The 13832-nt window shown below is 63.8% G+C and carries 15 protein-coding genes; 11 read left to right on the top strand and 4 right to left on the bottom strand.

Translation table 11 applies throughout. The annotated features are described in order from the left end of the window. Positions 1-33 precede the first annotated feature (33 nt). From mgsA to ABGT73_RS08685, 4 genes are all read right to left on the bottom strand, one after another. A complete protein-coding gene (mgsA, locus tag ABGT73_RS08700) occupies positions 34-438 on the bottom strand; it encodes a methylglyoxal synthase (RefSeq protein WP_346669383.1) in 405 nt (134 codons plus the stop codon). 23 nt (positions 439-461) lie between these two features. Next, positions 462-1202: an AAA family ATPase gene (locus ABGT73_RS08695; protein ID WP_346669382.1), complete on the bottom strand. Its 741-nt coding sequence runs from the start codon at positions 1200-1202 to the stop codon at positions 462-464. A gap of 192 nt (positions 1203-1394) precedes the next feature. Then, positions 1395-3182, bottom strand: a complete 1788-nt coding sequence (locus ABGT73_RS08690) for a penicillin-binding transpeptidase domain-containing protein (protein ID WP_346669381.1) — start codon at positions 3180-3182, stop codon at positions 1395-1397. A gap of 57 nt (positions 3183-3239) precedes the next feature. After that, positions 3240-3956, bottom strand: a complete 717-nt coding sequence (locus ABGT73_RS08685) for a hypothetical protein (RefSeq protein ID WP_346669380.1) — start codon at positions 3954-3956, stop codon at positions 3240-3242. Positions 3957-4034: 78 nt separating this feature from the next. Here ABGT73_RS08685 and ABGT73_RS08680 point away from each other — a divergent pair, with 78 nt between their 5' ends. From ABGT73_RS08680 to ABGT73_RS08630, 11 genes are all read left to right on the top strand, one after another. Continuing rightward, the gene (locus tag ABGT73_RS08680) at positions 4035-4841 is read left to right on the top strand and encodes an HAD family hydrolase (protein WP_346669379.1); all 807 of its coding nucleotides are present in this window, start codon (positions 4035-4037) and stop codon (positions 4839-4841) included. Between the two features lies 1 nt (position 4842). Next, positions 4843-5373: a DNA-deoxyinosine glycosylase gene (locus tag ABGT73_RS08675; RefSeq protein ID WP_346669378.1), complete on the top strand. Its 531-nt coding sequence runs from the start codon at positions 4843-4845 to the stop codon at positions 5371-5373. 55 nt (positions 5374-5428) lie between these two features. Further along, a complete protein-coding gene (locus ABGT73_RS08670; protein WP_346669377.1) occupies positions 5429-6046 on the top strand; it encodes a 5-bromo-4-chloroindolyl phosphate hydrolysis family protein in 618 nt (205 codons plus the stop codon). 28 nt (positions 6047-6074) lie between these two features. After that, positions 6075-7250, top strand: coding sequence for a toxic anion resistance protein (locus tag ABGT73_RS08665; protein ID WP_346669376.1), 1176 nt, complete (start codon positions 6075-6077; stop codon positions 7248-7250). Positions 7251-7280: 30 nt separating this feature from the next. Then, a complete protein-coding gene (locus tag ABGT73_RS08660; RefSeq protein WP_346669375.1) occupies positions 7281-7955 on the top strand; it encodes a LemA family protein in 675 nt (224 codons plus the stop codon). Positions 7956-7968: 13 nt separating this feature from the next. Further along, a complete protein-coding gene (locus ABGT73_RS08655) occupies positions 7969-8907 on the top strand; it encodes a TPM domain-containing protein (protein ID WP_346669374.1) in 939 nt (312 codons plus the stop codon). Between the two features lie 67 nt (positions 8908-8974). After that, positions 8975-9739 (top strand): SDR family oxidoreductase, encoded by a 765-nt coding sequence (locus tag ABGT73_RS08650; RefSeq protein WP_346669373.1) that lies wholly within the window; start codon positions 8975-8977, stop codon positions 9737-9739. A 102-nt stretch (positions 9740-9841) separates the two neighbouring features. After that, on the top strand, positions 9842-10993 hold the full coding sequence (locus tag ABGT73_RS08645; protein WP_346669372.1) for a GDSL-type esterase/lipase family protein: 1152 nt from the start codon (positions 9842-9844) through the stop codon (positions 10991-10993). Positions 10994-11010: 17 nt separating this feature from the next. Further along, positions 11011-12252: a 5-bromo-4-chloroindolyl phosphate hydrolysis family protein gene (locus ABGT73_RS08640; RefSeq protein ID WP_346669371.1), complete on the top strand. Its 1242-nt coding sequence runs from the start codon at positions 11011-11013 to the stop codon at positions 12250-12252. 22 nt (positions 12253-12274) lie between these two features. Continuing rightward, entirely contained in the window at positions 12275-13075 is an 801-nt protein-coding gene (locus tag ABGT73_RS08635; protein ID WP_346669370.1) for an ABC transporter permease, read from the top strand. A 13-nt stretch (positions 13076-13088) separates the two neighbouring features. Continuing rightward, positions 13089-13829, top strand: a complete 741-nt coding sequence (locus ABGT73_RS08630; RefSeq protein WP_346669369.1) for an ABC transporter ATP-binding protein — start codon at positions 13089-13091, stop codon at positions 13827-13829. The last annotated feature ends 3 nt before the right edge of the window (positions 13830-13832 follow it).

Raw genomic sequence — 13832 nt, 5'->3', positions numbered from 1 at the left:
TATTGCGCGGGGCGGTTTGTTGGTATCGGAAAATCAGTGCTGGGGATTGAGAATGGTGCGCCAGTCCAGGTCCCCGTGTTCCAGGCCGTGGATCAGCACTTCGGCGGTGGCGATGTTGGTGGCCACCGGAATGTTATGTACATCACAGATGCGCAGCAGGTTCATCTCGTTGGGTTCGCTGGGTTTGGCGCTGATGGGGTCGCGGAAAAACAGCAGCATGTCCACCTCATCGCAGGCGATGCGCGCCATGATCTGCTGGTCACCGCCATGGCCGCCGGGCAGGAATTTCTGCACCGTGAGGCCGGTGTTTTCCTCCACCAGACGGCCGGTGGTGCCGGTGGCGATCAGATGGTGCTGGGACAGTATATGGCGATAGGCGGTGCAGAACTGCACCATCAACTCCTTTTTGGAGTCGTGGGCCACCAACGCGATTATCATAACGCTACACCATCCTTCAAAAGTTAAAAGGTAAGCGGGACTCGCTGCCCGCATAGACGTTTTGCCATTGCCTGCCCGGCGGTCACGGCGGGGTCGCCGGGGGCGGGGATTGTGCCGTGGGCACCGGCCTGCTGCAGTTCCCGGCTTTCCGGGATAACGGCCAGCAGCTGTGCCCCCACCGTGTCGATGCACTCATCCAGATCGAACACGGCAGCCCGTTTGCCGAAGCTGTCCCGCGTGACCCGGTTCATCACCAGGCGCACGGTACTCTGGGGGCGGCCGCCGCTCAGAATGCGGTCGGCGACGATCTTTCCGTCCCGCAGGGCGATGGGATCGGGGGTCAGCACCAGCAGGGCCTTGTCGGCCACCGAGACCGCGGCGGTGAAGGGCGAACCCATCCCGGCGGCGGTATCCAGCAGCACAAAATCAAAATACGGACGTACGGCCATCAGCAGCCGCCCCAGCGGTGCCGCTTCCACGTCGCCGCCCTCATACGGGGCACTGATGACCGAGAGTCCGGGATACAGCGGACTGGGCACGATGGCCTTGCCAGCCTCGCACCTTCCGCAGAGAACATCCTCAATATCATAGACGGTACGTCCGTACACGCCGGCAATGATGTCGACGCTGCGCAGGCCGGAATCCAGTTCCACCAGCAGCACCTTGCGGCCCAGACGGGCCAGCGCAGCGCCCAACAGCACCGATACGGTGCTTTTGCCGGTTCCGCCTTTGCCGGAGCAGAGCATAATACATTGTGCGTTCAAGGGCGTGCCTCCTGTAGTTGAGGCCGCACACTACCGCGACACTCTCTCATTCATATTCTAACACACTTTGCAAGCGGCGGCAACTGGCTATTTGATTAAAAAAGGTTTGGCTTTTTTGAACGTTTTAACAACATACTCTCTAGATTGATGTGCAAAAATGTCCCGTGATATGCCTTTTGCGTACGATTTTTGTCAAAACCATGCATCCAGCACAGCGCGCAGGACGGGGGTGGCGTTGGCACCGCCGCCGCCGTACTCCAGCACCACGGCCACGGCGATCTGGGGATCGTCGGCGGGGGCGTAGCCGATGAGCACCGAATTGACATAGTGGGTGCCGTTGGGCAGGGTATCGGCCAGCTGGGGACTGCCGGTTTTGGCCGCGCAGACCACCGGGGCTTCCCGCAGGTAGCGGTTGGTCTGGGCCATCCGCTTCATGCCGTCCCGGATAGGCCCGAACACCGTCTCGCCGCCCGGCACGGTGGTAAAGCTGGGCTCGTACTGCCAGACGGTCTGCCCGGTGGCGGGCTGAAGGGCCCGGTCGGCAAAATGCAGGGTGGGGCGCTGGCCGCCGGTGGCCAGCGTGGCGGCATAGACGGCCAGCTGGGCGGGGGTCACGGCGGTGTTGCCCTGGCCGATGGCCGCCATCAGGGTAAGGCCCGCCTGGTAGTTCTCGTCGGTGGACCAGGTCAGGCGACCCTCCGCCTCGGGAACTTCCACGCCGGTGGGCTGTGCCAGCCCCAGCTGCTCTGCCATGGCGCTGAAGGTGTCCACCCCCAGCCGCCGGCCCACATCATAGAAAAAAATGTTGCAGCTCTGTTCCAGGGCGGTGCGCATATCGACCGGCCCGGCATGGCCGTACTGCAGGCAGCCGGGCTGGTAGCCGCTGTAGTACAGGTATCGTCCCGTGCAGTTGACGGTGTCGTCGGGGTCGAAACCCGCGGTGAGGGCCGCAGCCGCCACTGCCGGCTTGAAGGCGGAGCCGGGGGCGTACAGGCCCTGGAAGGCCCGGTCCAGCAGCGGCGCGTCGGCATTGGCGGAAAGGGCCGCATAGTCGCTGCGGTAATTGTTCAGATCGTAGCCCGGCCAGTTGGCGGCGGCCAGAATGCCGCCGGTCTTCACATCCACCACCACGGCGGCACCGGCGCGGCACTCCCGCCCGCCCCCGGCCATGGCGGTGGATTGCAGTGTCTCGATGCGCTGGCGCAGCGCCTGCTGCAGGGTGGCCTGCAGGGAGGCGTCCAGCGTCAGCACCAGCGTGGCACCCGGCGTGGTGGTGCTCTGCTGGATGGTGGCGCGCACGGCGCCGTCCAGCCCGGTGTTGATGAGCAGCTGCCCGTCCTGGCCGCGCAGCAGATCGTCGTAGGCTTTCTCCAGCCCGCTCTGGCCCACAATGCTGTCCATGGCAAGGCCCTTGGCTTTGGCGGCAGGCCATTCCTCCGCCGTGATGGGCCCGGTGAAGCCCAGGGCGTGGGGCAGCAGAGTGCCCTCCGGCCAGCTGCGCTCCCCGCGGGCGGAAAGCCGGATGGCGCCGCTCTGCACCAGCCCGGACTGATAGAGCGCCGTCATGGTTTCGCTGTCCACCGCCTCCAGCACCAGCAGTTCACCGGCCGAAACGGCAGAACAAAAGGCGGCAAGTTGTGTTTCCACATCCTTGCCGCCTGTCAGGGCCTGCATCCTTTGAACTGTCTCGGTCAGATCGGTGCCCGGAGGCGCCGGAACCCGGAGATACACATCGTAGACGGTGGTGTCCCGGGCCAGCACCGTGCCGTTGCGGTCGGTGATCATCCCCCGGGCTGCATGCTGTTCCACCGTGTAGCTGGCCGAACTGGCTTCGGCCGCCTTCTCGGCATAGTGGTCGGCCATGGCAAACTGCATCCAGGCCAGCCGCGCAAAAAAGAGCACAAAGACCGTGCAGCAAAGCACCAGCAGCACAGCCACACGCCCCCGTCCGCCCGGACGGTCCGCTTTTCGCCTGGACATGCCTTCCACCTCCGTTTGGTTACTAGTATAGGCGATTTTTGTCGAATTGGCAATTGCTCACGAAACTTTTACAAAAAATACCGAGCCGTTCAAGTCGGCTGTGTCGGTCAGCAGGGACCGGGCGGTCAGCCCGTCGGCGTCGGGGCGGGGCGCTTCTGCCGTCCGTCCCAGCCAGCAGCCGCCGGGGGTGGTCACCACGCTGCCTGCGGGCAGGGCGCAGTCCGCCGGAAGTCCCGTCAGGACCCAGTCACCCTGCCATTCCAGCAATCCCGCAAAAGTGCCGCTCAACCCGGCACAGGGGGCTTCCTCACTGCCCGCAAAGGCAAAACGGCAGGTCTCCGGGCCGGTCGCCTCCACCACCTGCCCGGCAAAGCGGCCCCGGGCGTCCAGCACGGCGGCTCCCGCCTCGGCGGTGCAGGCCAGCACGGCACCGTCGCTGCGGCGGGCCACCACCCGGGCGGGCTGCCAGCGGCCCTCGGGCAGGGAGCTGCCCAGCAGCTGGCGCATGGCATCGTTTTCTGCCTGGGCCTGCTGCGCCCGGGCCAGCTGCTTATGCAGGTCGGCGTTCTGGCGGGTCAGCGACGCCAGCCGGTCGGTATAGTGGGGACTGACCCAGTCGCCCAGCGCCGCGGCGGCGCGCTCCCGGACTGCCGAAAATCCGACCCGCAGGCGGGGCATTGCCAGCCACAGCGCCGCCACCGCCAGCGCTCCGGCCGCCACCCGGATTGCCTTTTTGCGGCGCCGCGGCCGTGCCAGTTCCAGACCCCCGTGCATGCAGATCACCCCCGTTTACAATATGCCTTGCGGGAAAGCGGTATACTTTGCTATAATACCCCACAGGAGGGAATTTTCATGAAGTACAAGCTGTTGCTTTTGGATATAGACGGCACGCTGCGCCCCGAGGGCTGCGAGCGCATCCCGCGGGAGAACGCCGACGCGGTCAACGCCGTGCAGCGCCTGGGCGTGAAGATCGCCATCGCCACCGGCCGGGGCCGTACCGGCGTGGGCAAGGGACTGTTGCGGTCGGTGCGGCCGGATTACTGGGTCTGCGCAGGCGGCGCCCAGCTGCTGGACGGCAAGGGCAACGAGCTGGCCCTCCACCGGCTGACCAACGAGGAAATGTACGCGCTGGTGGACTTTTTTGAGGACTACGAACTGCCGCTGCGGTTTACCTTCCACGATGCCAACTACGCCTACATCGGCTATGAGGAGTTTATCGCCCGGGATCGTGCCAAGAATCTTCACAACCATATTCTGGACGGGGAAGACCAGGATCATCACCTGGTGGAGATGCCCTTCGGTGCCTTCGGCTTCCTGCCCCCCGAGCGTGCCGCCCAGTTCCAGCAAAAGTACGGTTATCTGGGACTGCGGTTCCTCTATTCCTACCCCGGCAGCGACGGCTGCGACATCTGCCAGACCGGGGTGGACAAGGGCCACGGCCTCTGTGAGCTGGCCGGGCTGGCGGGCCTGACGCCGGAGGAATGCGTGGCCATGGGCGACGGCGACAACGACGTGCCCATGCTGGCCGCCGCAGGGCTGGGCATTGCCATGGAAAACGGTAGCAAAGCCGCCAAGGCCGCGGCCGACCGCACCGGCCCCGACGCCGCGCCCCACGGGGTGGCGGACCTCTGCCGCAGCCTGTGGCCGGAGGCGTTCTGAGATGGCCTCCACCAAAGCGGCCTACACCCATGTGGGGCCGGGCCTGCCGCCGCTCCACGGGGCCCGGGCCAATGCGCTGATCCTGGGCAGCTTTCCCAGTCCCAGGAGCCGGGAACAGGGCTTTTTCTATGGCCACCCGCAGAACCGGTTCTGGCCGCTGCTGGCCTCCCTCACCGGGGAACCGGTGCCGGACTGGGCCGACCTGGAAGCCAAAAAGCAGATCATCCTGCGCCACGGCATGGCGGTGTGGGATACCATCGGCGCCTGCGATATCCGCGGCGCGTCGGATGCCTCCATCCGCAACGTGGAACCCAACGATGTGGCGGCGCTGATCCGAAGGCTGGGGGTGCGGGCGGTGTTCTGCAACGGGGCTGCCTCGGGGCGGGTCTATGCCCGGTACGCCCAGCCGCTGACCGGCCTGGCCGCCACCGTGCTGCCCAGCACCAGCCCCGCCAACGCGGCCTGGTCGATGGAAAAACTGCGGGCCGCCTGGGGCGCGGCGCTGACGCCGTTTTTACATTCCGACGGTTGAAACCACCCCGTTTTTGGTCTATAATAAGTCTATTATTCCATCGGGAGGACACGCCATGAGCAAATGGAAGGAAAAACAGGTCCGGCCCGTTCTGCCGCTCTATCTGGCGGCGCTGGCCTGGCCGGTGGCATCGCTGGTGTTTCCGCCCTATTCGCTGGGCAATCTCGTCCTGGTGGCGGTGTGCAGCGCTGTGGTGTACGGCGTGGCCCGGGTGCTCTGTCCCATGCGGGTGGTGCGCACCCTGATGCCCTTTGCCACCGGCAGCGAGGATGTGGACGCCATGCTCACCGGCATCGAACGGAACCTGGATGCGCTGCACCAGCTCAACGATGCCATCCCCGACCAGGTTTTGTCGGACGCCATGGACCAGATGGAGGCCACCGGCCGCAAGATCGTCCGGACGGTGGAGCATGACCCCCAAAAGGCCCGTCAGATCGACCGGTTTGCGCGGTACTATCTGCCGGAGATCATCAAGCTGATGAGCGGCTATGTGGAGCTGGAGGCAAACGGTGCCTCCGACGGGATTCTTTCGGAGCTGCGGCAGAATGCCGTCACCACGGCCAACGCCTTTGACAATCTTCTCGAATCGCTGTACAGCAGCGAGGTGATGGACTTGTCCACCGACATGGAAGTGCTGGACAGCATCCTGAAGAGCCAGAACCTGACAAAATAAAGACCATACAAGAAAGTGAGGACCCTCAATGGCTGACCTGAACAAGGAATTGGACCTGAACGTACCGGCGGCCCCGTCGCTGACGCTGGATGCCGCCCCCAGTCTGACGCTGGACCCCATGGCGGAGGAAAAGGCGGAGGAGGAAGCCCCCAAGGCGGAACCTGTCCGTGTGGAGGACACCCCGCTGAGCCCGGAAGAGCAGAAGATGGTGGACGATTTCGCCGAGAAAATTGATATTACCAACTCCCAGCTGGTGCTGCAGTACGGTGCCGCCAGCCAGAAGAAGCTCAGTGATTTCTCCGAGACGGCCCTTTCCCGGGTCAAGACCAAGGACATGGGGGAGACCGGCGAGCTGATCACCAGCCTGATCACCGAACTGAAGGATTTTGACGCCAACGCCGAGCAGCCCAAGGGCATCCTGGGCTTTTTCAAGAAGGCGGGCAGCAACATCGAGCAGCTCAAGACCCGGTATGACAGCGCCGATAAGAATGTGGAGCGCATCCGCGCCCAGCTGGAGGACCACCAGGTCACCCTGATGAAGGATATCACCATGCTGGACAAGATGTACCAGCTGAATCTGGTGTACTTCAAGGAGCTGACCATGTATATCCTGGCCGGCAAGAAGAAGCTGAACGCGGTGCGTGCCGGCGATTTGAAAGCGGCCCAGGAGAAGGCCCAGCGCACCCAGCTGCCGGAGGATGCCCAGGCGGCCCGGGACCTGGCGGATCTCTGCGACCGATTCGAGAAGAAGCTCTACGATCTGGAACTGACCCGCAATGTCTCCATCCAGATGGGCCCCCAGATCCGGCTGATCCAGTCCAACGACACCATCATGGCCGAAAAGATCCAGACCACCATCGTGAACACCATCCCGCTGTGGAAGAACCAGATGGTGCTGGCCCTGGGCATTGCCCACAGCCAGGAGGCCATGAAGGCGGAGCGGGCCGTCACCGATGCCACCAACGAGCTGCTCAAGCGCAATGCGGCCACCCTCAAGCAGGGCACCATCGACATTGCCAAGGAGTCCGAGCGGGGCATTGTGGACATTGAGACGCTGCAGCAGACCAACAAGCAACTGATCGAGACGCTGGACGAGCTGAACAAGATCCGCGCCGAGGGCAAGGCCAAGCGCGCCAGCGCCGAGGAGGAGCTGGGCCGCATCGAGGGCGAGCTGCGCACCAAACTGTTGGAAATCAACAACTGATTTTTTGTACACTGATTCAGAGGAACCGCCATGCAGCTGGAACAACAGGAAACCTTTGTGATACAGGGCCCGCAGCTGGAAGTGCTGGGCACCGTGGAATCCAGACTGCCGCCGCCCGCCCGCAAGCGGCCGGTGGCCGCGCTGGTGCTGGCGGTGCTGGCGCTGGGATCGGTGGTGGGCATCGGCGGGGCGCGCCTGCAGGGGCTGCGCAGCCGCACCGAACGGATGTACGCCTCCCAGCAGGACGAATACGGTCACAGCATCCAGGGGGACTTCGCCGCCCAGACCGATGCGGTGGCCAGTCTCATCCGGGTGGCCGGCAATGTGCTGGGGGAGCAGGATGCCGACGTGCAGAACGCCCAGGCTGCCCTGGACGCCTGGAACGCCGAAGCCGATGCCGCCCGGCCCGCCGTGCAGTACCAGCTGAATACCACCCTGGCAGGGGCGGTGGACCTGGTATATACTTCCGCCTATGACGAGGCAGATTCCAAAGCCCGGGGACAGCTGGACGACCTGCACGACAGTTTCACCTCGGCCCAGGCCACCATCGAACGGGCAGCGGCGGACTACAACACCGCGGCGGAAGATTATAACGAGAAGATTGCGGCGTTTCCGGCCAACCTGCTGGCCGGATTGTGGGACGCCGGCAGACTGCAGACCTTTGCCCCGGCGGATGCCGCCGCGGGTACGACCGGAAACGGATAAAGGAAAACGGAAAATGAACAAATGGATTCGCCGCACCGCGGCAGCCGCGGCGGTGTTCTGCCTGCTGGGTGCAGGGACCGTCACCGCCCAGGCGGCGCCGGAGCTGGACCCCAACCGGGCGGTCAACGATTACGCCGGGATTCTTTCCACCGAGACGGAGAACTATGTGGAAGACCTGTCGGTGACGCTGCAGAACACCTGCGGGGCCCAGATCGGCGTGTATACGACGGAATATATCGGCAACTCCACCATGGAAGGCTATGCCTACGATGTCCTCAACACCTGGGGGCTGGGCGCCGAGGACAAGGACAACGGCGTCTTGCTGCTGCTGGTCCCGGGGGAGGATGACTACTACCTCACCCGGGGTGCCGGGCTGGAGACCCAGCTGACCATCAGCAAGATGGGTACCATCCTGGATGAGGATCTGGAACCCAGCTGGGTGGAGCAGGATTACGACACCGGCACCCGCAAGACCGTGCGTGCCCTTGCCGAGGAACTCTGCACCATCTACGGCATTCCTGCCTCCACGCTGGACAACGCCGATCAGACCGCGGCCGCTCCGCAGAAGGACAGCTTCAATCCCATGGCGGTGGTGCTTGTCCTGGTGGCGGTGCTGCTGGTGATCGCCCTGGTGGGCAGCTTCCTGCGGCCCCGGGGTCCCGGTCCGCGGCCGCCCCGCGGTGGTGGTGGCTTTGGCAACGGACTGTTCTGGTTCGGTCTGGGCCTTGCTTCCCGTCCCCGTCGGCCCCGCCGTCCGCCGCCCGGGTTCGGTCCGGGATTTGGTCCCGGGTTCGGCCCCGGCGGCTTTGGCGGTCCCCGCCCGGGTGGCCCGCGCCCCGGCGGTTTCGGCGGTGCGCCCCGTCCCCGCAGTGGCATGGGCGGCCGTCCCGGCGGCGGATTCCGCCCCGGCGGTGGTTCCAGCCGCGGCGGCGGTGTGGGACGCCGTCATTGATTCCAAAAGACAACTGGGCGGTCCGCCGGGTGCGGGCCGCCTTTTCTGTGGAAAGGAGCATCTTCCCATGTCCCAGTTTGCAGTCATCACCGGGGCCAGCGCAGGCCTGGGTGCGGAGTTTGCCCGCCAGCTGGCGGCGCAGGGGTACAGCCTGATGCTGGTGGCCCGCCGTGCCGACCGGCTGCAGGCCCTGGCCGACAGCCTGCCGGTGCCCTGTGAGATCTTCCCGGCGGACCTTGCCCGGGAAGAGGAGTGCCGGCGGCTGGTACAGGCCCTCCGGGACCGGCGGGTGGCCCTCTTCGTGAACAACGCCGGCTTCGGGGCGTGCGGGGCCTTTCCCGAGCTGGACCTGGACCGGGAACTGGCCATGGTGGACCTCAACGTCCGCGCCGTCCACCTGCTGACCAAGGCGATGGTCCGGCAGATGCAGCACCAGGGCGGCGGGGCTTTGCTCAATGTGGGCTCCAGCGCCGGGCTGCTGCCGGCGGGGCCCTACATGGCGGCCTACTACGCCACCAAATCCTATGTGGTCAGCCTGAGCCGGGCGGTGGCGGCGGAACTGCGCGCCGCCCGCAGCCCGGTGTATCTGGGATGCCTCTGCCCGGGACCGGTGAACACCGAGTTCAACGGGGTGGCCGGGGTACGGCACGCCCTGCCGGGCCTTTCGGCGGAGCGCTGCGTGGCATCTGCGCTGGCGGGCGTCCGCCACCGTAAAACGGTGATTGTGCCGGGGCGGGGGATGGCAGCAGCCATGGCTTTGAGCCGCCTGGTGCCGGTCCCGCTGCTGATCCGCCTGACGGCACACCAGCAGCGGCGCAAGCTGGGTGGTTGAGACGGCAAAAATCTTGCCGCGGGCTCTGTTTTTATCGGCGGAAATGTGCTATAATACCACTGATTCCATGCATTTTTTGCTGCACAGAAGGGAGGGGCGTCCATGCCGACCCCGCAACGACCCGGCTCCGACCGTCCGCGCCGGTCCCGGATACAGAATGACTATACCTGGCAGGGGGGCTGGGCCCATCCCGAACCGCCGCGTCGCTCGGGGGAGCGCCCGCCCCTGACGCCGGAACAGCAGCGCGCTTTGGCGCGCCGCCGCCGGGAACGCCGCCGTCGCCGCCGCCGCGCCCTTCTGGCGGGCACGATGGGCGGTATTCTGGTGCTGTCCGGCATCATCACACTGTTGCTGCCCAAGAGCGTGACCCAGGGCAGCGAGACGGCGGAGTCCGTCGTCACCGGCAGCACGCAGCTGGTGGCCCCGCTGCCCTACGGCGGCAGCGATGGCCCCGCGTCCTCCCCCCAGGCCCAGACGCTGAACTGGGGTACGGTGGGACCTGTGCAGCAGAGTGAGGAAAGCGGCTACACCTATACCGCGGTGCCGGAAAAACCGGCGGCCCTGCCGGAGTTCGGCCGGGTGGACACTTCCTGGTTTGCCGATGCGGCCTTCCTGGGCGATTCGCTGACGGCGGGCTTCTGCGTGAACGAATACAACATCGACGTGGGCGGTGCCCTGATCTGCGGCTATGAGGGCATCAGCCCCAACACGGTGGTGAACCGCACCACGGTGGAAAGTCCTGACCGGGGTGAGGAAGTCGCCATGGACGTGCTGACCAACGCCCAGCCGGCCAAGCTGTATATCCTCATCGGCACCAACGCGCTGGTGGCCACCGGCAACGACGAGAGTTTCCTTAACTATTACGCCAAGATGCTGGACGATCTGCGCACGGCGCTGCCCAACACCGCATTCTATGTACAGTCTATCCTGGCAGCCACCAAGGAAAAGGTGGAAACAGATCTGCCGGGCCTTGCGCCCGACCGGCTGGCCACCATCAATGCATCGCTGCAGAGCATGTGTGCCGAGAAGGGCTGCTATTTCCTCGACCTGAACGCCGAGTTCCGGGATGAGGAGGGCTACCTGCTCAGCGATTACGCCCAGCCGGACGGCGTGCACCTGACCGTTTCGGGGTACAACAAGTGGGTCAGTTATCTGTGCACCCATGTGCCCTACAACAAGAACAATCCCTACCAGGCCGGCAGCACCTACTACCTGAGCGATGACGTTAAACAGCTGCTGGCCGACATTCCCTGAGGGAAAGAGGAAAAAATATGCCCAAACAGGAGGAACGACCCCGTTATACCGACCCCGAACACCCCTACAGCGGCAGCGGCAACCGCTACCAGAACCGCTACAGCCGGGAGGAATACCACCCCGGCGACGGCCCGTTTCAGTTTCCTTGGTGGGTCATTGTGATCGGGTTTGTGGTGTGGTGGCCACTGGGGTTTATTTTGATTGGCCTTAATACTGCCATGCGCAGCGGCAAACTGGGCGGCTTTGAGCAGATGGCCCGGCAGCGGACCCAGGCAGGTTCCTGGAATGCGAACCCGGTGTATGCTCCGCCCAAGACGGAGAGCGCACCGCGGAAAAAGCCGGCAAAACAGCGCGGCAAGTCCAGGAAAAAGAACGCCGAAGGCAAGGGTCTGCCCATGGGACTTCTCATTACGGGCATCGCGCTGACGGCGGTCAGTCTGCTGGCCATGCCGGATGCGCTGTACTGGCTGCCCGATGCCCTGATGCAGGGTGGGTATTACTGGGGCTGGCTGCTGGAGGAATCCATGCCGGTGCTCATGATGCTCACCGGCGGCATCGGCTGCCTGGCGGGGGCGCATATCGTGCGCACCAACCGCCGGATGCGCAAAAAGATCGACAATATCGTGGGGGATTCCCGGTACATGTCTATCGAGGATATTGCGGCGGCCATCCCTTGCAGCTATGAGACCTGCTGCAAACACCTGGAAAACTGCATCGACGACGGTGTCTTCGGGCCGGAGGCCTACCTGGACATGCGCCGCCGCTGTTTAGTGGTGGAGGGCAAGGCACCCGACCCGGCGCCCGCACCGGAGCCGGTTGTGGTGGAGCCTGCACCCGAGAAGGACCAGTACCAGAAGATTCTGGATGAGCTGCGCAGCGTCAACGACGCCATCCCCGACGAGGAGATGAGCGACAAGATCAGCCGCCTGGAGACGGTCTCGGCCAAGATTTTTGCCCAGGCCAAGTCCGACCCCGACAAACTGCCACGGATGCGCAAATTCCTGGACTACTACCTGCCCACCTCCCTCAAGCTGCTCAAGACCTACGCCGAACTGGAGGCCCAGGGCGTGGAAGGGGAGAACATCACCGAATCCAAACGCCGCATCGAGCAGACGATGGACACGCTGGTCCACGCCTTTGAAACCCAGCTGGACAAGCTGTTCCAGGAGGACGCGCTGGATGTGAGTGCTGACATCGATGTGATGGAAAACATGCTGCGTGCCGACGGCCTGACCGGGGACACGCCGTTCAAACTGTAAGACAGGGGAGAGAACCAAACCCATGCAACACCAATCCGAAGGCCAGCTGCGCACCAGTTGGGGCCACTTCAAGAAATACCGCCCGCTGATCCGGGAGCTGGTCACCCGTGACCTCAAGGTCAAATACCGCCGCAGCTTTCTGGGCTACGTGTGGAGTATTCTCAACCCGCTGCTTATGATGCTGCTCCAGACGCTGGTCTTTTCGTACATGTTCCGCTTCGACATCCCTAACTATCCGTTGTATCTGATCTGCGGCAACACACTGTTCAACTTCTTCAACGAGAGCACCAACATGGGCATGGGCAGCGTGCTGGGCAACTCCTCACTCATTAAAAAAGTCTACGTGCCCAAGTTTATTTTTCCCATCAGCCGGGTGGTGTCCAGCTTTGTGAACCTGCTGTTCAGCCTGGCGGCCATCCTGCTGGTCATGCTCATCACCCGGTCGCCCCTCTATCCCACGCTGCTGCTGGTCTGGGCGCCGCTGGTGCTGCTGTTTCTGTTCTGCTGCGGTATGGCACTGCTGCTGTCGGCCCTGGCGGTGTATTTCCGGGACCTGCAGTATCTCTACGGTATTCTGACCATGGCCTGGATGTACGCCACGCCATTGTTCTACCCGCTGTCCCAGCTGCCGGGCTTTATGCAGCAGATCGTCAAGCTGAACCCGCTGTATCACTACATCAACTGCCTGCGCTGCCTGGTCATGTACGGCTTTGTGCCGGGGCCCAACACCTGGTTCGCCTGCATTGCCTGCGCGGTCATCATGATGGTGCTGGGGCTTGCGGCCTTCCGCAAACTGCAGCGCAACTTTATTCTGTATCTGTAAGGAGCCGCCCGTTATGCCCATCATTCAGGTGCAAGATGTCTCGATGCGCTTCAACCTGGCGCAGGAAAAAACCGAGACACTGAAAGAGTATGCCGTCAAGCTGCTCAAACACCAGCTTTTTTTCAATGAATTCTACGCGCTGCAGAATGTCTCCTTTTCCATCGAGCAGGGAGAGTCGGTGGCCCTCATCGGCCGCAACGGCAGCGGCAAGAGCACCATGCTCAAGCTCATCGCCGGGGTCATGTATCCCACCCGCGGCACGGTGCGGGTCAACGGAGAGATTGCGCCCCTTATCGAGCTGGGCGCCGGCTTTGACCTGGAACTCACCGCCCGGGAAAACGTCTTCCTCAACGGTGCGGTGCTGGGCCATGACCGTGACTACATGGAGCAGCACTTCAAAAACATCATTGATTTTGCCGAACTGTGGGATTTCGTGGATGTGCCGGTCAAAAACTATTCCAGCGGCATGATTGCCCGGCTGGGCTTTTCCATCGCCACCGAGGTGGAGGCCGAGATCCTGGCCTGCGACGAGATCCTCTCGGTGGGCGATTTCATGTTCCAGCAAAAATGCCATCAGCGTATGGAGAAGATGCTCTCGGGCGGCACTACGCTGCTCTTCGTCAGCCACGACATCAACCAGGTCAAGCAGTTGTGCAAGCGGGCTATCTGGATTGACCACGGGCATCTGCGGGGTGACGGCCCGGCGGAGGAAGTCTGTGACGCCTATGTGGCAGCGATGCAGCGCGGCGAATAAGGA

This window comes from uncultured Subdoligranulum sp. (assembly GCF_963931595.1).
Lineage (GTDB): Bacteria > Bacillota > Clostridia > Oscillospirales > Ruminococcaceae > Gemmiger.
This window is presented reverse-complemented; position numbering and strand designations above follow the sequence as displayed.